We start from the raw sequence: 18,671 nt of genomic DNA, 5'->3' as shown, positions 1-18,671 counted from the left end.
CCAACCGCTGCGGTTGGCGCTGCGGCCATCGTGACCGTCCGAACCCGCGCCGGTGGCTCACCCGCTCCGCAGCGCTTAAGCTTGCGCCCGCGCTCCCGAGGAACCGCGATGAACGCCCCCACCCCACCCCAAACGCTGCGGCCCGACAGCGCAACCGACGCGGCCAGCCGCACGCGCCGACAGGACGAAGTGGTTGCCGCGCTCGCCAAGGTGTTGCCGGCACATGCCCTGCTCTGGCACCGTGAGGACACCATCGCCTATGAGTGCGACGGCCTGACCGCCTACCGCGCCCAACCGCTGGTGGTGGCGCTGCCAGAAACCGAGCCGCAGGTCGCGGCCGTGCTCCAGGCCTGCCACGCGCTGGGCGTGCCGGTGGTGGCGCGCGGCGCCGGCACCGGCCTCTCGGGTGGCGCCATGCCGCACGAGCTGGGGGTGACCTTGTCGCTTGCCAAGTTCAACAAGATCGTGAGGGTCGATCCGCTCGCGCGCTTGGCCGTCGTGCAAAGCGGCGTGCGCAATGCCGCCATCAGCGAGGCGGCGTCACCGCATGGCCTCTACTACGCGCCCGACCCGAGCAGCAAGATCGCCTGCACCATCGGCGGCAACGTGGCCGAGAACTCCGGCGGCATGCATTGCCTGAAGTACGGCCTGACCCTGCACAACGTGCTGTGCGTGCGCGGCTACACGGTCGAGGGCGAGGCGGTCAGCTTCGGCTCCGAGGCGCTCGACTCGGCGGGCCTGGACCTGCTGGCCGCGGTGATCGGCTCCGAGGGCATGCTGGCGGTGACGCTCGAGGTCACCGTCAAACTGGTGCCCAAGCCGGTGGTGGCGCGCGCCATCCTCGCCAGCTTCGATGACGTGCAGAAGGCCGGCCACGCCGTCGCCGCGCTGATCGGCGCCGGCATCATCCCGGCCGCGCTGGAGATGATGGACAAGCCCATGACAGCGGCGGTCGAGGACTACGTGAAGGTCGGCTACGACCTCGACGCCGCGGCCATCCTCATCTGCGAAAGCGACGGCACGCCCGAAGAGGTGGAAGAAGAGATCGTGCGCATGGTGGCGGTGATGGAGCAGGCGGGCGCGACGCGCTTCGAGATCAGTCGCGACGAGGCCGAGCGCGTCCGGTTCTGGAGCGGGCGCATGAACGCCTTTCCGGCCAGCGGGCGCATCAGCCCCGACTACATGTGCATGGACTCCACCATTCCGCGCAAGAAGCTGGCCGAGATCCTGACGCGCATCAGTGCCATGGAAGGCAAGTACGGGCTGCGCTGCTGCAACGTCTTTCATGCCGGCGACGGCAACCTGCATCCGCTGATCCTGTTCGACGCCAACGACGCCGACCAGCTGCACCGCGCCGAACTGTTCGGCGCCGACATCCTGGAGACCAGCGTCGCGCTCGGCGGCACCGTCACCGGCGAGCATGGCGTGGGCGTCGAGAAGCTCAGCTCGATGTGCGTGCAGTTCACGCCCGAGGAGCGCGAGCAGATGTTCGGCGTCAAGCGCGCCTTCGACCCGCGTGGCCTGCTCAACCCCGGCAAGGCGATTCCCACCTTGCACCGCTGCGCCGAGTACGGACGGATGCACGTCAAGAAGGGACTGCTGCCGTTTCCTGAATTGCCGCGGTTTTGATTGCCACTTAAAAGATGACGATGCTGCTGCAAGAAACGGCCCCCGCGCTGGCGCGTCCCGACGCGGCGCTGGCCGAGCTGGTCGATCGCGTGCGCGCTGCCAGCGCCGACGGCAGGCCGCTGGCGATCATTGGCCACGGCTCCAAGGCCTTCTACGGCGGCGCGGTCAGCGGCATGGCGCTCGACACCACCGCGCTGGCCGGCATCTCCAGCTACGAGCCCACCGAGCTGGTGGTCACGGTGCGCGCCGGCACGCCGCTCATCGAGCTGGAGGCCGCGCTAGCCGAGCATGGCCAGTGCCTGCCCTTCGAGCCGCCGCGCTTTGCAGGCAACGCGGCCGGGCGCGGCAGCGACTTGCCCACCACGCCGCAACAGGGCGGGGCGCGTGGCACGGTGGGCGGCATGGTCGCCGCGGGCCTGAGCGGTCCCAGCCGCGCCAGCGCCGGCTCGCTGCGTGACCATGTGCTCGGCGCGAGCTTGCTCAACGGCCGCGGCGAGGTGCTGAGCTTCGGCGGGCAGGTCATCAAGAACGTGGCCGGCTACGACGTCTCGCGCCTGCTCGCCGGATCGCTGGGCGTGCTGGGCGTGATCCTGGAGGTGTCGCTCAAGGTGCTGCCGCTGGCGCCGGCCACCGCGACCCTGCGCTTCGAGTTCGACGAGGCAAGCGCGCTCGCGCAACTGCACCAGTGGGGCGGCCGGCCGCTACCGGTGAATGCCAGCGCGTGGTGGGACGGCATGCTGCTCGTGCGCCTCTGCGGCGCGCGGGCGGCGGTCGACGCGGCGGTCGCTTCGCTCGGCGGGGAGCGCATCGAAGGCGCACTGGCCCAACCGTTCTGGGAGGGCCTGCGCGACCACGAGGACGAGTTCTTCGCGCGGGCGCGGGCGGCGGTGACGGCGCATCCGGCCGGCGCGCTGTGGCGCCTGTCGTTGCCGCAGACTGCCCGGCCGATCCTGCTACCGGGCGCGCAGCTCATCGAGTGGGGCGGCGCCCAGCGATGGTGGTGTACGACCGCCAGCGCGCAAACGGTGCGCGCCGCGGCCGAGCGCGGCGGCGGCCACGCCACACTGTTTCGCGGCGGCGACAAATCGGTCGGCGCTTTCACGCCGCTGGCGCCGCCACTGGCACGCATCCACCACGGGCTCAAGCGCGAGTTCGACCCTCACGGCGTGTTCAACCGTGGCCGGCTGTACCCCGAGTTCTAGTCCGCTGAATCAGCTGGCGCCGGTGTTGCCGGCGCTGTGCCTGGCGCCGATCGTCGGCGACGCAGGGCCGCGCCCGGCGCTGCGGGCCTGAACCGCCGCCGCTTCTCCTTTCAGACAAGACCATGCAAACCACCCTCGCTCCGAAGTACCAGGGCACGACCGACGGCACCGAGGCCGAAGCGATCCTGCGCAAGTGCGTTCATTGCGGTTTTTGCACCGCCACCTGCCCGACCTACCAATTGCTCGGCGACGAGCTCGACGGCCCGCGCGGACGCATCTACCTGATCAAACAGGTGCTCGAAGGCGCCACGCCCACGCGCAAGACGCAGCTCCACCTCGACCGCTGCCTGACCTGCCGCAACTGCGAGACAACCTGCCCCTCGGGCGTGCAATACGGCGCGCTGGTTGACATCGGCCGGCGCATGGTTGACGCGCAGGTCGAGCGCCCGCGCGCCGAGCGTGCGGCGCGCGCCGCGCTGCGCGAAGGCCTGACCTCGCCGCTGTTCGCCCCGGCGATGAAGCTCGGCCAGCTGTTTCGCCCGCTGGTGCCGGCCGCGCTCAAGGCCAAGGTGCCGGCGCGGGCGCCGGCAGAGGCGCACCGCTGGCCGACGCGCCGCCACGCGCGCAAGGTGCTGATGCTGCTCGGCTGCGTGCAGCCCTCGATGGCGCCCAACATCAACAGCGCGACCGCGCGCGTGCTCGACGCCGCCGGCATCCAGACCCTGGTGGCCGACGACGCCGGCTGCTGCGGGGCGATCCGCGCCCATCTGAGCGACCACGAGGGGGGCTTGGCCGACATGCGGCGCAACGTCGACGCCTGGTGGCCGCTGGTCGAGGGCCTGACGGGCGAGGGCAAGGTCGAGGCGATCGTGATGAACGCGTCCGGCTGCGGCGTGATGGTCAAGGAATACGCGCACCACCTCCGGCACGACCCGGCCTACGCCGAGCGCGCGCAGAAGATCAGCGCCCTGACGCGCGACCTCTCCGAGCTGCTACCCGAGCTGGTGCCGCTTCTCAAGCCGAAGCTGGCCCATCTCCTCCCCCGCTCGGCGGGGGAGGCGGGAGGGGGAGCAGGTGACACCGCAACGCGGTCGACGCCGCAGGCGCACGACCGCTCGGCGGGGGAGGCGGCATTCGCATCCGCCCAAGGGCGGAGGGAGCGCCTGGCGTTCCATCCGCCCTGCACCTTGCAGCACGGCCAACAGCTGCGCGGCGGCGTCGAGGCGGGCTTGGGCGAACTCGGTTTCGACATCGCCGTGGCGCCGGGCGAAAGCCACCTGTGCTGCGGCTCGGCGGGAACCTACTCGGTGCTGCAGCCCGCGCTGGCCACGCAACTGCGCGACCGCAAACTCGCGGCGCTGGCGCCGCTGGGCGCCGACACCATCGTGTCGGCCAACATCGGCTGCATCCAGCACCTGCAAAGCGGCACCGCCACGCCGGTGCGGCATTGGGTCGAGGTGCTCGATCAGGCGTTGGGCGGCTGAGCGACCGGTAAGCCCGCGCCGGCCGCGCACGTATGCTTTGACCATGTACCAGCAGTTCTTCGGCCTCAAGCAGGCGCCGTTCTCGATCGCGCCCGACCCGCGCTATCTGTTCATGAGCGAGCGCCACCGCGAGGCGCTCGCCCACCTGCTCTACGGCGTGGGCGGCGGCGGCGGCTTCGTGCTGCTGACCGGCGAGATCGGCGCCGGCAAGACCACCGTGTGCCGCTGCTTCCTGGAGCAGATTCCGAGGCGCTGCAATGTCGCCTACATCTTCAATCCCAAGCTCACCGTGGCCGAGCTGCTCAAGTCGGTGTGCGACGAGTTCCACATTCCCTACGAGCACCGCGGGCCCGGTGTGCCGACGGTCAAGGACCATCTCGACCCGCTCAACAAATTTTTGCTCGACACGCATGCGGTCGGGCAGAACAACGTGCTCATCATCGACGAGGCACAGAGTCTCTCGGCCGACGTGCTCGAGCAACTGCGCCTGCTGACCAACCTCGAGACCAACGAGCGCAAGCTGCTGCAGATCGTGCTGATCGGCCAGCCCGAACTGCGCACGATGCTCGCACGCCCGGAGCTGGAACAACTGGCGCAACGGGTGATCGCGCGCTTTCACCTCGAAGCACTGTCGCAGGCCGAGACGGTGCAATACATCCGCCACCGGCTCGCCGTGGCGGGCATGACCGGCGGCCACCCCTTCGACCGCCCGGCGATGCGGCGCGTGCATCACTGGACGCGCGGCGTGCCGCGGCGCATCAACCTGCTGTGCGACCGCGCGCTGCTTGGTGCCTACGCCACGGGCAAGGGCGATGTCGGCGTGGAGATCGTCGACAAGGCGGCGCGCGAGGTGTTCGACCAGGCCGAGCCCGCCGCGCGCCAACGCTTCGGGCGACGCCCCATGGCCGTGCTCGGCCTCGGCGCCGCATTGGGCGGCGCGCTGCTCGGCGTGATGCTCGCGGCGGTGAATGGCGGCACGCCGCGCGAGTCGGGTGCGCTGTCGGCCGTTGCGGCCGTCTCGGCGCTCGCGGCCGATCGCGCGCCCACCGGGCGGGCGCCGCGCGCGTCGGGCGTTTCCCCGTCGGGCGTGATGGCCCGCTCGGCCGCGCCCTCGGGGGCCGCGTCGGCCAGCACCGCGCCCGCGAGTGCCGCGTCCGCCAGCACCGATCTGAACGCCGCCTTCGACTCCCTCATCGACGACGAGAAGGAGGCCTGGCGCCTGCTTGCCGCGGCCTGGAGTCTCCAGCTCGACGACGGCGACCCGTGCCGGCTCGCACAGCGCCGGCAGGTGCAGTGCTTTCGCAGCAGCACCAGCCTGGCGCTGATCCGCCAACTCGACCGCCCCGGCATCGTGAGCCTGCATGGCGACCAGGGCCGGGTGGCCTATGCCTTGCTCACCGGCCTGCATGGCACGAACGCCACCTTGCGCGTGGGCGGCCGCACATTTGATGTACCGCTCGCGTCTCTCGTCACGCTGTGGCGCGGCGATTTCGCGACCTTCTGGCGCGCGCCCGAGGGCTGGCGCAGCGACATCATGGGCAGTGGTTCTGCGCCGGTGGCCGAGTGGTTGTCGACCCAGCTGGCGCGTGCGCAAGGGCAGCCGGCGCCGGGGCGCAACGAGGCCACCGAAGGCGCGCTGCGTTCACGCATCGCCGCCTTCCAGCTCGCGCAGGGGCTCAAACCCGACGGCCTGGTCGGCCCGATGACGCTGATGCAGCTCAACCGCGCCAGCGGCGTGGACGAACCGCGCCTGGACGCTCAAAGGTAAGAACCATGTCTTACATCCTCGACGCGCTCAGACGGGCCGATTCCGAGCGCGAGCGCGAGCGCGGTGCTGTCCCCGGCCTTCACGCAAAGCCGGTGGCCGCCAGCGGCGCGGAGGCAGACGACGGCGCGCGCGGTCTCAACCCGCTGGTGTGGGTCGTGGTCGGGCTTGCGCTGCTGCTGGTGGGCGTACTGGCGTGGTTGCCGTTCGGTCGCGAGGCGCCTGCGGCCGCGGCGCTCGACGTGCCGGAGCCAGCGGCGCGCGTGGCGGTGGCGTCGTCGCTGCCAGCGCCCGTGACCGCGTCGGTCCCGGCGCCGATGGGGTCGCCTGCGAGCGCAGCACCGAGCGCACCCCCGGCCGCACCGACCGCCGGCGTGCCAGCCCGGGCGGCGGCGGTCGCGGCGGCGGCGAACCCGCCAGTGCCACCGGTGCCACGGCCGGCCATTCCCGCGCCGCCGCCGCAGGCCGCGCCCATCGTCCGCAAGGCCGAGGCCCCGGTGGCAGCGGCCGGGCCGCGCACGGCGTCGCCTGGGTTGCCTGCGTCGGCGCCGGCCGCGCCAGCCAGCGCGGCGCTCGGGAGTGCCGCCTCAGTGCCAGAAGCCCGCATCGCGGCAGTCAGCGAACTACCGCAGGACATTCAGCGTCAGCTGCCGCAGCTGGTGATCGGCGGCTCGGTTTATTCGCCGCTGCCGGCCAGCCGCTTTCTCATCGTCAATGGGCAAGTCTTTCACGAGGGCGACAAGCCGGCCACCGACCTGCTGCTCGAGCAGATCAGGCTCAAGTCCGCCGTGCTGCGCTTCAAGGGCCACCGCTACGAGGTTTTCTATTGATCGCGCGCATCCACTCGCACCGCCCAGCGCGTGTGCTCCCCGTCCTACAGCCCGATGAGGCACCGCCCGGCAGAAAGCGCTTCAAGCCGCTGCCACATTGGACGCTTCGGTCGGGTGTTCGCGCATCGTGCGCAGCATGGCAGGCCGATTCGAAAGGACGCAGCATGAACAAGGACCAAGTGAAGGGTCGCGTGGAGCAGGTCAAGGGCAAGATCAAGGAAGCCGCCGGCAAGGTCACCGACAACAGCCGGCTGAAGACGGAAGGCAAGGTTGACCAGGCGACCGGCAAGGGCCAGGCCAGCTATGGCGATGCCAAGGAAAAGGCCAAGGGCGTGATCGACAAGGCGTGACGCCGTGTTCGGCCACGCCAGCGCCGACACGCGCCGAAACGCTGGTGCCTCCGGCCCTGCCGGAGGCACCGCAGCCCTAACGGCGGGCCATCGATTCCGAGATCTTGGGCTGCTAGAAGTTCGCAACGATCGCGCGGAGTTCTGGGACGTGGCGAGCAGCAACGGTGCAGCTGTTCGAGGTGGTCAAGGCCGCGGCCACTGGAACGACACCGCGCAGCATGGTCGAACACGCGAGGTGTCGATGGCGGCTGAGGCCGACCGGAAGCCCGCGCCTTAACGCTTGCGACCTTTACCGGCCGCAACCTTGCGGGCACGACCGCTTGTCCGCAAACTGCCGAGTCGGCATCAAAGCGGCGCACACTCACGACGGGCGGCCCCATGCAAGCTATGACAGCGCACTCCCCTGTAAATGCGCTTGCGCGCGTGCGGGTCTTGGTGGTTGACGACGACAAGGACGGTGCCGACACACTGGCCGCTCTGCTGCAGCTCGAGGGCTACGACGTGCGCACCGAAAACGACGGCCTGCACGCGCTGCCGGCCATCCAGCAGTGGCAGCCTCGCTGCGTGCTGCTCGACATCGATCTGCCCGGGCTCGACGGCTTCGACATCGCGCGGCGCCTTCGCCGTGATGACCGCGAGCACCGCATGATCCTCATCGCGACCACCGGCTGGGCGCGGGCGGTCGACCGCGAAACCGCCGCCGTCTGCGGCATCGACCACTTTCTGGCCAAGCCACTCGATCCCGCGGCGCTGCTGGCGGTGATGCCGCGTGGCTGACCGTGCGTACAAATACCGACCACGCCAGCGCGGGTGCTGTTACTGTGTTTGCCTCTTCTGGAGAAACCTATCAAGACCCCCATGAAGTCGATGGATAGTGGTGCGCAGCGTGGCATACCCGTGGTTTCGGCGCCGCGCAAGCGCGCCAGCGCCAAGCGCGTCGCGGCCGTTGCGATGCTGGCGGCCCTGGAAGACCGCCGGCTGCGCCGCGAGGCGCTGCAAAACGGACTGCAAGAGGCCGTGGATCTCCTCAAGAGCCGACGTGCCGACCTCATCGGCGACGGCTTCATCGACGACTACGTGGCCCTCAACTGGCTGGAGTGGCACGGCGGCAACCTGCGACTGACCGTCGTGGGCGGCAACGTCTGTAAGCAAGCTGCTCAGGCCTGAGCAGCAGCGCAGCGACCAGCCTGTTCGCGCTGCCGGCGGCAGTGGGCAGTGTCCAGGGCCCGCCGCAAACTCACCGACGCGCCAGACGCAGGCAAGGTCGGCTCGGCGCGACGATGAGGCGACAAAGCGTGCGGCGCCTCGACGTGACCGCGACCCACGCCCTGGCGCAACGCAAACCCGCCTCCTACACTGGGCGCATGCCCCTGTCCCACCTGTTGCTGGCCCTGGCCGTCGCGTTCGTCTGGGGCACCAATTTCGTGGTCATCAAATGGGGCCTGGCCGAGTTGCCGCCGCTGCTGTTTGCCACCCTGAGATTCGCGTTGTCGGCGTTTCCGCTGCTGCTGTTCGTGCGCCGCCCGTCACTGCCCTGGCGCACGCTCGCCGCCTTCGGCGTGCTGCTCGGCGCCGGGCAGTTCGGGCTGCTTTTCTACGCCCTGCGCGCCGACATCTCGCCCGGCCTGGCGTCGCTGGTGATCCAGGTGCAGGTGTTCTTCACCATCGGCCTGGCGATGACGCTCGACGGCGAGCGCCCGCGACGGATCCAAGGCGCCGCGCTGGCGCTCGCAGTGGCCGGCATGGCGCTCATTGCCCTGCACGCCGACACCGACGACGTCACCGCACTCGGCCTGCTGCTCGTGCTCGCCGCAGCACTGGCCTGGGCCGCGGCCAACATGGTGGCCAAGTCGGCCGGGCGCGTGGACATGCTCGGCTTCATGGTCTGGAGCAGTCTCTTCGCCGCGCCCGCCCTGGCCGTGCTGAGCCTCGCGCTGGAAGGCCCGGCGCGCATCGCTTCAAGCCTGACTGGCGCCAGCTGGAACGCCTGGGCGGCCGTCGGCTGGCAGTCCGTGGGCAACACGCTGTTCGGCTACGGCGCCTGGAACTGGCTGCTGGCGCGCCATCCGGCTGCCACGGTGACCCCGGCCGCGCTGCTGGTGCCGGTGTTCGGCATGGCCGCTTCCTCGGCCTGGCTCGACGAGGCCATGCCGGCCTGGAAACTCGGCGCCACCGCACTGGTGATCGCGGGCCTGGCCCTCAACACGCTGGCGAGCCGCAGCGCGGCGTCGGCCTCGGTACGCGCCACCGCCGAGACCTGACGCGGCGCTTGCATGGCGCTGAACGCGCCGCGCCATCAACCCGCCAGGACCGATGCCAACGCGTCGGCCGAGGCCCGAAGGTTGTGCTCGTTGAGGCCGGCCACGCACAGGCGTCCGGAACGCAAGAGGTAGACACCATGCTGCTCGCGCAACACGTCGACCTGTGGCGCGCAGAGGCCGGTGTAGCTGAACATGCCGCGCTGACTCAGCAGGTAGCCGAAGTCGTGGCCGGGCAACCGGGCCACAAGCGCATCGTGCAGCGCACGGCGCATCGCCAGGATGCGCGCGCGCATCGCCGCGAGTTCGACTTCCCACAGCGCGCGCAGCTCGGGCTCACCGAGCACGAGAGCGACGATCTGGCCGCCGTGGATCGGCGGGCTGGAGTAGTTGCGCCGCACCGTGGCCTTCAACTGCCCGAGCACGTGCTCGGCCTGAAGCGCGTCGGGGCACACCACGCTGAGCGCACCGCAACGCTCGCCGTAAACGCTCATGCTCTTGGAAAACGAATTGGCGACAAAGAAGCCGATTCCCGCCGCGGCGAGCGCACGCACCGCATAAGCATCGGCATCGATGCCTTCGCCGAAGCCCTGGTAGGCGAGGTCAAGGTAAGGCAGCAACTCACGCTCGCGCAGCAGCGGTATCAGCGCGTCCCATTGCGCGCGGCTCAGGTCCACGCCGGTCGGGTTGTGGCAGCAAGCGTGCAGCAGCACCACGCTGCGCGGTGGCAGCGCCGCGAGCGCGGCCAGCATGGCGTCGAACTCGAGGCCGCCCGCGGGCCGGGGAGGGTGGGCCGTCGCGTCGCCAGCGTCGTAGTAGGGATAGGTGTGAACGACCAGGCCCGCGCCTTCGAACATCGCGCGGTGGTTGTCCCAGGTCGGGTCGCTCACCCACACCTGGCTGCCCGGCAACCAGCGCGCAATGAAGTCGGCACCCACCTTCAGCCCGCCGCTCGAGCCGACCGTCTGCAGCGTCACCACGCGTCCCGAGCTCAGCACGGGATGGCCGGCGCCGAACAGCAGCGCCTGCACCGCGCCGCGCATATTGGCCGCGCCCTCGATCGGCAGGTAGGCCTTGGTGCCGCCCGCGGCGAGCAGCCTCGCCTCGGCGCGACGCACCGACTCGAGCACCGGGATGCGCCCCTCTTCGTCGAAGTAGATGCCGATGCCGAGATTGATCTTGTGCGCCCGTGGATCGTTCTGGAAGTCCTCGTTGAGGGAGAAGATCGGGTCGCCCGGATAGGGCTCGACGTGTTTGAACATGCGCTGCGCTCCCGATGGACGAGCATTATCGAGCGCCCGATCCGTGCGCTTTTCGGCGCTGGTATTGCCTTTTGAAGCGCTGGCGTGGCGCGCCGTCCAGACGGCGCCAGAATGGCCCGGTCGCCGCAAGGCCGCGAAGTAACGGTCCATCAACGGCTGTAAAGGAGACCCGCTCATGTTGGGAGCCGACAAGGCGCTGCTGCGTCACCTGTTGCTGATCCAGGGCGCCTGGGAAATCGGCGATTTCCAGATCGATCCGCGCAAGCGCCGCTGCGATGTGTGGATCACCCCGCAGGTCGAGCGCGGCTGGTTCGGCCGACCCAAGTCGGCGCCCACGAAGACCCAGGAATACACCTGGCAGCACGTCAACCTCGGTACGCTGCGCTTCGTGCTTCACGTGTCGGTGCCGATCGACACCGAGTTGCCCAAGCTGCTGTGGACGGGTGCTGCCGGTCTGCCGTTCACGAATGCGCTGGCGCTGCAGGTGCAGGCGCTGTCCAACGAGGGTGTGGCGCTGCAGATCATCTGCAGTGCCATGAAGCTTTCGCTGAGCGACGTGTGGCGCTACCGCTTCGCTCAGGACAACGCGCGGGCTCAGGGGCAGGGCGCGGCGATTGCGGCCGCGACGAGCGCAGCGGCCAAGCCGCCGACAACGGCGTCGGTACCGACAGCCGGCCCGGCGGCCGCCGCGACGGTGGGCCGGGTGCCCGACGCATCGGACCCGGTCTGGCTGCGCTTGGTCAACGGCGAACTACCGCTCGACATTCACGCGCTCGGACTCAAGCTCATGCTCACGCGCGTTCGCTCGCAGCTCGAGCTGGTCACCGACGAGTCGGGGCGCCAACTCAAGTTGCGCGACCTGCATCGCTTTTTCCTCATGAACGAGCGCGTGCTGACGCACGAACTGACGCAGCTCAAGGCAGGATAAACACACCATGAACGCTCGTCCCGCCTCATCGCTGCGGCCGCTGACCGGCTCACTCCTGTCGATCGCCGAAGCCAAGGTCGTGCTCGGCGGCGGCGGTCACCACATGGTGGCCGGCGAGGAGGCGCTGCTGCGGCGCCTGCCACGCGGGCCCTGGATCGGCGGCACGATTCCCTACTTCATGGGCCAGGATGGTGGTCGCACCACGCGCGAGCAGGTGTTTGTGACGCCGCTGCCCGCGGGCGCGGGCACGCCCGAGCTGCGCTGGTATGACAGCACGGCCTTGCGGCGCGTCTGCGTCGATGCCCCCGAGCACGGCTATTCGCTCATCATCGTGCCCGCCTTCACCGACGCGCATTCGCAATTCGCGCGCGAGGCACCGCACTACGAGGACATGTACCTGAAGCCGCTGCTCGGCTGGGTCGCGGGCGTCCACCTCGACGACCTGGGCCAGCGCGCCCCCGGCGTAATGAACGGCGCGACCGGCGAGTTCGACACCGCACGCGCGCTGGTCATGCACGTGCCGCTGCCGCAGGATCAGTTGGCGCGCCTGGACATCGTCAATCTGTTCACCCAGGGCCAGGGCGACCGCATCCGCTTCCCGACGTCGGGCTTCCAGGCTCACGATTGCCTCATCAACGGCAAGCCGGCCAACTTCTGCGACTACCTCACGAGCAAGGCGATCGACACGCGCCTGCCGCTGGTGGCCGACTACTCGGGCGCGATGATCAATGTCTCGGTCAAGGGCGTGGATGCGGCCGAGCGCCGCGTCGACTTCTACGCGCCGGTGTTCGAAGACGCGGAATACCGGCTCGCCGCGCCGGTGCAGGACTACGAACGCGCGCTGGCGGCGGCCTTGCCGAGCCAAGCCCAAGGCATCGCCTGGAGCTGCAACTGCGTCCTCAACTACCTGTACTCCGAGCTGGAGGGCAAGCGCACGGCCGGCATCACCGGCCCCATGACCTTCGGCGAGGTGGCCTACCAGCTGTTGAACCAGACCATGGTGGTGCTGACGATCGATCGGGCCTGAAGCCGCAATGACGGCGCTCGCGGCGCCTCACGACGCCGCCGCGGCGAGCGCCACCTCGATGTCCTTTTGCAGCGACGCCGGCTTGTCGATCGGCGCATAGCGCCTGATGACCTGGCCGTCCCTGCCGACCAGAAACTTGGTGAAGTTCCACTTGATCGCCGTGGTGCCGAGCAGGCCCCTGGCTTCCTTGACGAGCCACTGGTAGAGCGGGTGGGCGTCGCGGCCGTTGACCGCCACCTTGGCCATCATCGGGAAACTCACGCCGTACTCGAGCTGGCAAAAACTCGCGATCTCCGCGTTGCTGCCCGGATCCTGCTTGCCGAATTCATTGCTCGGAAAGCCGAGCACCGCGAGGCCGCGCCCGCCGTAGTCCTTCCAGAGTGCTTCGAGCCCGCCGAACTGCGGCGTGAAGCCGCAGGCGCTGGCGGTGTTGACGATGAGCAGCACGCGGCCGCGGTAATCGGCCAGCGAGACGGTGCCGCCGTCGATGGTCTGGGCGTCGAAGTCATACACGCTGCTCATCAGGGTCCCTTCGTGTTGCGCAATGCTATGGCGTGGCGCAGGGCGTCTGGCCGGACAGACCCGAGCGACCCTGCCGGCCGCGCGGCCGGCAGGGGGCAAACCTCTAGCGCGGCACTGAGCGCCGCCGCGACAATTCGGCCACCCAATTTTCCTGGCTGGCACGCGCCGCTCCACCGGGCCGCGCGACGCCGCACATCGACATGAGCATTTCCCTCTCGAGCATCCCCGGGCCGGCCCCGACGACCCCCGCCGCCGGCCAGCGCTGGCACTGGCTGCCGCCGATCGGCTCGTGGCGCTATTACGCGCTGCTCGCCGCGCTGGGCATCTTCGTGCTCGGCCCGCTCGGTGGCGTGACCGCCTCGTACATGAACTTCTCGATCGGCTTTTTTGTCGGCGGGCAGGTGCTGGCGGGCATCCTCGGCTCCACCGTCACCTTCGGCTACGGCCCCGAAGGCAAGCACGGCGCCAACTACATGCAAACGGCGGCCGCCTCGGTGGCCGGCATGGCGGGCATGGGCGTGCTGCTGCAGGCGATGATCTGGATGGGCCTGCCGCAGCCGCCGGTGTGGCAAATGATGCTGTTCATGGGCGCGATCGGCATGTTCGGTGCCGGCGTGGGCATGCTCTACACGCCGATCCTGGTCGACCGCCTGCAGCTTACCTTTCCCTCGGGCCTGGCCGTTGCCAACATCCTGCGCGCGCTCACCGACCCGGTGCTGCTCAAACGCTCGGTTGCGCGCCTGGGCAGCGGCATGGCGCTGGGCATGGCCGGCGGCCTCGCCGCAACCAAAATGGCGGCGCTCGGGGCCATCGAGCTCTCGACCTCGACGCTCGGTGCCGGCATGCTGGTGGGCGCGCGCATCGGCATACCGGCCATCGTCGCGGGGCTCACCGGCACGGCGTTGATCCCGTACTTCATCGGCATCGGCTGGTTGAACGAAGGCGACCCGTTTCGCAAGATCACCTTTCTGATCGGCCTGGGCCTGATCATGGGCGCGGCCATCCTCGACATCGGCCGCGTGCTGCTGGAGGCGCTGGCGCGCTGGCGCGACCCGCGCGCCGCACCGAAGGTCGAGCAAGAGCCGTGGAAGCGCACCCACTTCGGCCGTCTCGTCGTGTGGGTGCTGTTCTGGGCCGCAGCCGTGGTGTGGCTCGGCGCCAACCTGCTGGCCCAGCCGGTGTTCTTCATGGCCTTCGCGGTGGGCCTGGTGTTCGTGATGGCGATGGTCAACGGCATCTCGCTGGGCATCAGCGACTCCAACCCCATCTCGTCGGCCTTCGTGGTCTCGGTGGTGCTGATGGCCGCACTCGGCCTCACCGACCCGATCGTCGGCCTGATGGCCGGCAGCATCCTGCTCATCTCCTGCAGCGTGGCCGGCGACATGCAGCAGGACCGCTCCACCGGTTGGCGATTGGGCACGCCGCGCAGCATCCAGTTTCGTTTCCAGGTGCTCGGCCTCGTGTTGGGCGCGGTGCTCTCGGTCGGCTTCGCGCAGTTGTTCATGAGCGCCTACCCGGTGCTGCTGCTCGACCAGACGGTGATGAAGGCCGGCGAGGCCCCCGCGCAGTGGCAGTCGGCCATGACCTACAAATTCGTCGGCGCGCTGCGCAGCCTGACCGAAGACAAGCCCTACCAGCGCACCGCCATCTGGGTCGGCGTGGGGCTCGGCCTGTTGGTGCAGTCGCTGCGCCTGTGGCTGTTCACGCGGCCGGCCTACCAGCGCATGAAGAGCGGCAGCAAGGCCGGTGGCGCCAGTGACTTCGTCATTGACGCGGTGCTGCTGCCCTCGCCCTATGCCTACTCCTTCGGCGCCTTTCTGGGCCTGGCCACCTCGGCCTGGTTCGCCGTCGGCGGCGTGATCAGCAGCGTGGCCGGCTGGGTGACCGCGCGGCGCGGCCGCCGACCCGAGGACGCGGTGCTGCCCAGCGACATGAGCACCAGCTCGCTGCTCGGCGGCGGGCTGATCGCGGGCGATGCGCTGGCGGCGCTGGGGCTGGGAGTGGCCGGCTTGCTCGGGACGCTGGTGGGCTGAAGAAAAGCTCACCACGCCCAGGCGCGGGGTGCCTGGCTTTCGCTTGCCGCCAATCGAGCGCAAGCCGCTCACGGCGAATCCGGTCGCCGCGCAAGCACGCTGGAGAGAACTTGCAGCAGCGCGCCTTTGCGCATCCCCCTACAGTGCGCCCAGCTAATTTGCTGCCAAGGACTTCCGCATGACCAGCCTTTTCGATCCCATCCACCTCGGCCAGATCGCCCTTGCCAACCGCGTCGTGATGGCGCCGCTCACCCGCAACCGCGCCGCCGCGGGCCGCGTGCCTTCTCCGCTGGCCGCCCTGTACTACCGCCAGCGCGCGGGCGCCGGTTTGATCGTCAGCGAGGCGACGCAGATCGCGCCGCTGGGCCAGGGCTATCTCGACACGCCCGGCATCTACAGCCGCGAGCAGGTCGAGGGCTGGAAGGCCGTAACGCGCGCCGTGCATGAGCGCGGCGGCAAGATCGTCGTACAGCTCTGGCATGTGGGGCGCATCTCGCATGTGTCGTTGCTGCCCGCCGGAGAAGTGCCGGTGGCGCCGTCGGCGATTGCCGCGAAGACCCAGACCTACACCGCCAAGGGCTTCGAGGCCGTGTCGGCGCCGCGCGCGCTGAAGCTCGAAGAGCTGCCCGCCATCGTCGAGCAGTACCGCCTGGCCGCGCGCAACGCGATCGAAGCCGGCTTCGACGGCGTCGAGGTGCATGGCGCCAACGGCTATTTGCTCGACCAGTTCCTGCGCGACGGCATGAACCAGCGCACCGACGCCTACGGCGGCTCGATCGAGAACCGTGCGCGCCTGCTCATCGAGGTGATGCAGGCCGTGACCACCGAGATCGGCAGCGGCCGCACCGGCCTGCGGCTTTCACCGGTGACGCCCTCCAACGATGCCAGCGACTCCAATCCGCAGCCGCTGTTCAACCACGTGGCCGAGCGGCTCGCGCCGCTCGAGCTCGCCTTCCTGCACGTGATCGAAGGCGCGACCGCCGGTGTACGCGATGTGGCACCGTTCGACTACCAGGCGCTGCGCGAGCGCGCCAAGGCGCCGTGGATGGTCAACAACGGCTACGACCGGCAGATGGCGCTCGACGCCGTCGCCTCGGGTCGGGCCGACGTGGTGGCGTTCGGGCGCCCGTTCATCAGCAACCCCGACCTGGCGGAGCGCCTGCGCGAGGACGCGCCGCTCAACACCCTGGACCAGGACACGCTGTACGGCGGTGGGGCCAAGGGCTACACGGACTATCCGGCGTTGCAAGCGGCGTGACGGGTCGGGCGGGTGGCTGACGCACGGCGCTAGAGCGTCAACGCCAAGCTGGCCTTCGGCTGCGCCGAATGCACGTAAGCGCCCGTCAAGGAAAAAAAAGGGGGTGGGACGCGGTGGTCGGGGGCTCGCTCACATCCTCCCCGACCCGCCCACCCCCCCGTGGCCGTCAACCGGTCCGCAACCTTTGACGAGCGCCCACCGCCGGCATGACCAGCGGCAGCTCGAGCTGCCCCGACGCATGGCGTGTGGGCAATACCTGGGCGCGCAACCCGGCCGGCCCGAGCGCGCCGTGCCCGCTGTCGCGCGCACCGCTGGATGCGGGCGACGAAGCAAGCTTGAAGTGCTGTGGGTGGTTCATGGTGCGGGGTCCCGTGAAGAAAGATTTTTAAGGATTCAAGGCTTGCCGCGTCAGTCGCCGTACGCGCGGTCACCGCCGGCCAGCACCGCGTGCAAGGGCCGCGCGTCGCGGGCCGGACCGGCCGAGCGCATGGCACGGGTCAAACCGTCGAGCCAGCCCGGCACTGCCGGGCCGGCTCGGCGCCCGCGAGCCGCCAGCCGTAGCACCGAGGACAAGCCCGCAAGCGCCGCGTTGCGCGCGGGCTTCAGGTGTTGCCAGGTCACGAGACTGAGCGTCATGCGGAACTCCCCCTCTTTGGATGAGGAGGTACTGCAGCTTGCATGCCAGCGAAAAATCCTGCGGGACAACCCGCACGTGCACGCCGTGTCAATCAAGCCGCGTGATGCGCGTCACACCGCCGCGGTCACGCGTCCGACGCTTCTCGTCGCTGCCGCCGCAGCCGGTCGACCCGTGGTGCAGCACCACCGTAACCGTGCGTAGAGGCCTGGATGGCGCGACCGGGCGGCAAGCTGGCCGTGTGCATCGCGCCTGAACGGCGCCCCTGCGCCGCGGGTCGGCAGCGTCAAGGCCGCGCTTCGCTGCGCTCGTTTTCCCACGGCAGGTGGCGCGTGAGCAATACGCCCAGCAGGTTGTCCTGAAAGTTGATGTTGCCGGTGAGAAAGCTGTGGTGCTCGCACAGGAAGAACGGGTAGGCGATGGGCAGGAAGCTGTCTTCGTGCTGCGGCGCGCTCGGGTCGAGCGTCTCGCGCGCCAGCAGCGAAGGCTTGGTGACGCGGCCGTCGCCGGGCTCCTGCATCAGCTCGTCGTAGCGCACGCCGGGCCGCGGCGCGCGGATGTCGGCGGGCGCGAGCCGCACCCGGTCGCGGCCGGCCTCGGCTTCCAGCAGCAGCCGGGCCGGCGTGAGATGGCAGTCGCCACCGAACAGCACATAGCGAATCGGCGACACCGGCTCGGCCACCGACAGCATCCAGGCGAAACGGCGCGCGCGTTCGAGCTGCCGGGTGAAATGCTTGACGAGCGGCTCCATGCCGGGCGAACCGACCATCGACGGATCGAAGATCGACCAGCGATGACGCTGCCAGGTCTGCACGCTGAACAGCTCGTCGTCACGCGGCTTGCCGTCGATGTCAACCAGCCAGCTCGCCAGCGGATGCGGGAACAGCTGGTAGGCGCTCGGCATCGTCGCCAGCGTGGCGGGCGCGATGCGCCCGAAGCCCACCGGCTCGCCGCTCAGGAAGGCATGCAATGAACTCACCGAGCCGAGGTTGGGCGTGCCCAGCAGCACCAGCTTGCGCACGCTCTTGCTGCCTTCCATGGTGACCTGCTGCTCCTGGCCGTCAAGCACATCGCGCGTGCCAAAGCGCAGGTAGTAGCGCGCGATCAGCCCGCCCATGCTGTGGGCCACCAGGTCCACGCGCAGCGCTGGATCGGCGTAGTCGCGGCGCACCGCTTCAATGAGCGCATGCAGCGCGCGCGCACTCTGCACGTTGTCCTGGCGCCAGTCATAGGCGAACACGTAGACGCGGCGCTCGCCCTTCTTGGCGGCACGGCCGGGCTCGCTGCGCACATAGCCGCCGTGGCGCGTGAGTGTGTTCAGGATGGGGCGGTAGAAATCGCGGCCGAAGGCCTGCTCGGCGATGCCGTTCGCTTCGAGCCTTGAAGGCAGTGGCACGCCGGTCTGCGCATCGAGCTCGAGCGCCAGCTCGGCGTAGGACGAAAACGGGATGCGCCACCACGGCCCCGGCCAGACCTCGTCGCCGCTGGC

General features: G+C 69.7%; 18 protein-coding genes. 13 read left to right on the top strand and 5 right to left on the bottom strand.

The genetic code is table 11. The annotated features are described in order from the left end of the window. Positions 1-108: 108 nt before the first annotated feature. From RMO12_RS15735 to RMO12_RS15695, 9 genes are all read left to right on the top strand, one after another. Positions 109-1,629, top strand: coding sequence for an FAD-linked oxidase C-terminal domain-containing protein (locus RMO12_RS15735; RefSeq protein ID WP_309639992.1), 1,521 nt, complete (start codon positions 109-111; stop codon positions 1,627-1,629). Positions 1,630-1,649: 20 nt separating this feature from the next. Continuing rightward, positions 1,650-2,831 carry a glycolate oxidase subunit GlcE gene (glcE, locus tag RMO12_RS15730; RefSeq protein ID WP_405029695.1) on the top strand — a complete coding sequence of 394 codons (1,182 nt, stop codon included), beginning with the start codon at positions 1,650-1,652 and terminating at the stop codon, positions 2,829-2,831. Positions 2,832-2,953: 122 nt separating this feature from the next. Then, complete coding sequence (gene glcF / locus RMO12_RS15725) at positions 2,954-4,315, top strand: glycolate oxidase subunit GlcF (protein ID WP_309624964.1); 1,362 nt, start codon at positions 2,954-2,956, stop codon at positions 4,313-4,315. A 43-nt stretch (positions 4,316-4,358) separates the two neighbouring features. After that, positions 4,359-6,083: an AAA family ATPase gene (locus tag RMO12_RS15720; RefSeq protein ID WP_309639990.1), complete on the top strand. Its 1,725-nt coding sequence runs from the start codon at positions 4,359-4,361 to the stop codon at positions 6,081-6,083. A 5-nt stretch (positions 6,084-6,088) separates the two neighbouring features. Beyond that, a complete protein-coding gene (locus RMO12_RS15715; RefSeq protein WP_309639989.1) occupies positions 6,089-6,910 on the top strand; it encodes a general secretion pathway protein GspB in 822 nt (273 codons plus the stop codon). Between the two features lie 164 nt (positions 6,911-7,074). Beyond that, entirely contained in the window at positions 7,075-7,260 is a 186-nt protein-coding gene (locus tag RMO12_RS15710; protein ID WP_309639988.1) for a CsbD family protein, read from the top strand. A 423-nt stretch (positions 7,261-7,683) separates the two neighbouring features. Continuing rightward, positions 7,684-8,037 carry a response regulator gene (locus RMO12_RS15705; protein WP_309626920.1) on the top strand — a complete coding sequence of 118 codons (354 nt, stop codon included), beginning with the start codon at positions 7,684-7,686 and terminating at the stop codon, positions 8,035-8,037. An 81-nt stretch (positions 8,038-8,118) separates the two neighbouring features. Continuing rightward, complete coding sequence (locus RMO12_RS15700; RefSeq protein ID WP_309639987.1) at positions 8,119-8,427, top strand: hypothetical protein; 309 nt, start codon at positions 8,119-8,121, stop codon at positions 8,425-8,427. Positions 8,428-8,624: 197 nt separating this feature from the next. After that, a complete protein-coding gene (locus tag RMO12_RS15695; RefSeq protein WP_309639986.1) occupies positions 8,625-9,521 on the top strand; it encodes an EamA family transporter in 897 nt (298 codons plus the stop codon). Positions 9,522-9,556: 35 nt separating this feature from the next. Here RMO12_RS15695 and RMO12_RS15690 read toward each other — a convergent pair whose 3' ends face one another. Then, complete coding sequence (locus RMO12_RS15690) at positions 9,557-10,780, bottom strand: amino acid aminotransferase (protein WP_309639985.1); 1,224 nt, start codon at positions 10,778-10,780, stop codon at positions 9,557-9,559. 175 nt (positions 10,781-10,955) lie between these two features. Between RMO12_RS15690 and RMO12_RS15685 the strand changes: the two genes are divergently transcribed. Next, positions 10,956-11,708, top strand: a complete 753-nt coding sequence (locus RMO12_RS15685; protein WP_309639984.1) for a hypothetical protein — start codon at positions 10,956-10,958, stop codon at positions 11,706-11,708. Between the two features lie 7 nt (positions 11,709-11,715). Continuing rightward, positions 11,716-12,735 (top strand): DUF6976 family protein, encoded by a 1,020-nt coding sequence (locus RMO12_RS15680; protein ID WP_309625192.1) that lies wholly within the window; start codon positions 11,716-11,718, stop codon positions 12,733-12,735. Between the two features lie 27 nt (positions 12,736-12,762). On the opposite strand, the gene RMO12_RS15675 is transcribed toward RMO12_RS15680, so the two are convergent. After that, on the bottom strand, positions 12,763-13,257 hold the full coding sequence (locus RMO12_RS15675; RefSeq protein ID WP_309639983.1) for a glutathione peroxidase: 495 nt from the start codon (positions 13,255-13,257) through the stop codon (positions 12,763-12,765). 200 nt (positions 13,258-13,457) lie between these two features. Between RMO12_RS15675 and RMO12_RS15670 the strand changes: the two genes are divergently transcribed. Together RMO12_RS15670 and RMO12_RS15665 are read left to right on the top strand one after the other, a co-directional pair. Next, positions 13,458-15,290, top strand: a complete 1,833-nt coding sequence (locus tag RMO12_RS15670) for an OPT/YSL family transporter (RefSeq protein ID WP_309625202.1) — start codon at positions 13,458-13,460, stop codon at positions 15,288-15,290. A gap of 178 nt (positions 15,291-15,468) precedes the next feature. Beyond that, positions 15,469-16,548 carry an alkene reductase gene (locus tag RMO12_RS15665; protein WP_309639982.1) on the top strand — a complete coding sequence of 360 codons (1,080 nt, stop codon included), beginning with the start codon at positions 15,469-15,471 and terminating at the stop codon, positions 16,546-16,548. A 166-nt stretch (positions 16,549-16,714) separates the two neighbouring features. Here the strand turns inward: RMO12_RS15665 and RMO12_RS15660 are convergent, their stop codons facing one another. From RMO12_RS15660 to RMO12_RS15650, 3 genes are all read right to left on the bottom strand, one after another. Next, complete coding sequence (locus RMO12_RS15660; RefSeq protein ID WP_309639981.1) at positions 16,715-16,906, bottom strand: hypothetical protein; 192 nt, start codon at positions 16,904-16,906, stop codon at positions 16,715-16,717. Positions 16,907-16,956: 50 nt separating this feature from the next. Further along, complete coding sequence (locus RMO12_RS15655; protein ID WP_309639980.1) at positions 16,957-17,184, bottom strand: hypothetical protein; 228 nt, start codon at positions 17,182-17,184, stop codon at positions 16,957-16,959. A gap of 284 nt (positions 17,185-17,468) precedes the next feature. After that, on the bottom strand, positions 17,469-18,671 hold a 1,203-nt coding region (locus RMO12_RS15650), incomplete at its 5' end, for an esterase/lipase family protein (protein WP_405029694.1).

Source organism: Methylibium sp. (assembly GCF_031393925.1).
Taxonomy (GTDB): Bacteria; Pseudomonadota; Gammaproteobacteria; order Burkholderiales; family Burkholderiaceae_C; genus Methylibium.
Note: the sequence above shows the minus strand (reverse complement) of the source record. Positions and strands in the feature narration are given on the sequence as shown.

Excerpts from the sequence above, each read along its gene's own strand:
- RMO12_RS15710 (WP_309639988.1), top strand. The coding sequence starts at position 7,075 with ATGAACAAGGACCAAGTGAAGGGTCGCGTGGAGCAGGTCAAGGGCAAG.
- RMO12_RS15660 (WP_309639981.1), bottom strand. The coding sequence starts at position 16,906 with ATGAACCACCCACAGCACTTCAAGCTTGCTTCGTCGCCCGCATCCAGC.
- RMO12_RS15665 (WP_309639982.1), top strand. The coding sequence starts at position 15,469 with ATGACCAGCCTTTTCGATCCCATCCACCTCGGCCAGATCGCCCTTGCC.
- RMO12_RS15720 (WP_309639990.1), top strand. The coding sequence starts at position 4,359 with ATGTACCAGCAGTTCTTCGGCCTCAAGCAGGCGCCGTTCTCGATCGCG.
- RMO12_RS15715 (WP_309639989.1), top strand. The coding sequence starts at position 6,089 with ATGTCTTACATCCTCGACGCGCTCAGACGGGCCGATTCCGAGCGCGAG.
- RMO12_RS15700 (WP_309639987.1), top strand. The coding sequence starts at position 8,119 with ATGAAGTCGATGGATAGTGGTGCGCAGCGTGGCATACCCGTGGTTTCG.
- RMO12_RS15675 (WP_309639983.1), bottom strand. The coding sequence starts at position 13,257 with ATGAGCAGCGTGTATGACTTCGACGCCCAGACCATCGACGGCGGCACC.
- RMO12_RS15685 (WP_309639984.1), top strand. The coding sequence starts at position 10,956 with ATGTTGGGAGCCGACAAGGCGCTGCTGCGTCACCTGTTGCTGATCCAG.
- glcF (WP_309624964.1), top strand. The coding sequence starts at position 2,954 with ATGCAAACCACCCTCGCTCCGAAGTACCAGGGCACGACCGACGGCACC.
- RMO12_RS15680 (WP_309625192.1), top strand. The coding sequence starts at position 11,716 with ATGAACGCTCGTCCCGCCTCATCGCTGCGGCCGCTGACCGGCTCACTC.
- glcE (WP_405029695.1), top strand. The coding sequence starts at position 1,650 with ATGCTGCTGCAAGAAACGGCCCCCGCGCTGGCGCGTCCCGACGCGGCG.
- RMO12_RS15690 (WP_309639985.1), bottom strand. The coding sequence starts at position 10,780 with ATGTTCAAACACGTCGAGCCCTATCCGGGCGACCCGATCTTCTCCCTC.
- RMO12_RS15670 (WP_309625202.1), top strand. The coding sequence starts at position 13,458 with ATGAGCATTTCCCTCTCGAGCATCCCCGGGCCGGCCCCGACGACCCCC.
- RMO12_RS15735 (WP_309639992.1), top strand. The coding sequence starts at position 109 with ATGAACGCCCCCACCCCACCCCAAACGCTGCGGCCCGACAGCGCAACC.
- RMO12_RS15655 (WP_309639980.1), bottom strand. The coding sequence starts at position 17,184 with ATGACGCTCAGTCTCGTGACCTGGCAACACCTGAAGCCCGCGCGCAAC.
- RMO12_RS15695 (WP_309639986.1), top strand. The coding sequence starts at position 8,625 with ATGCCCCTGTCCCACCTGTTGCTGGCCCTGGCCGTCGCGTTCGTCTGG.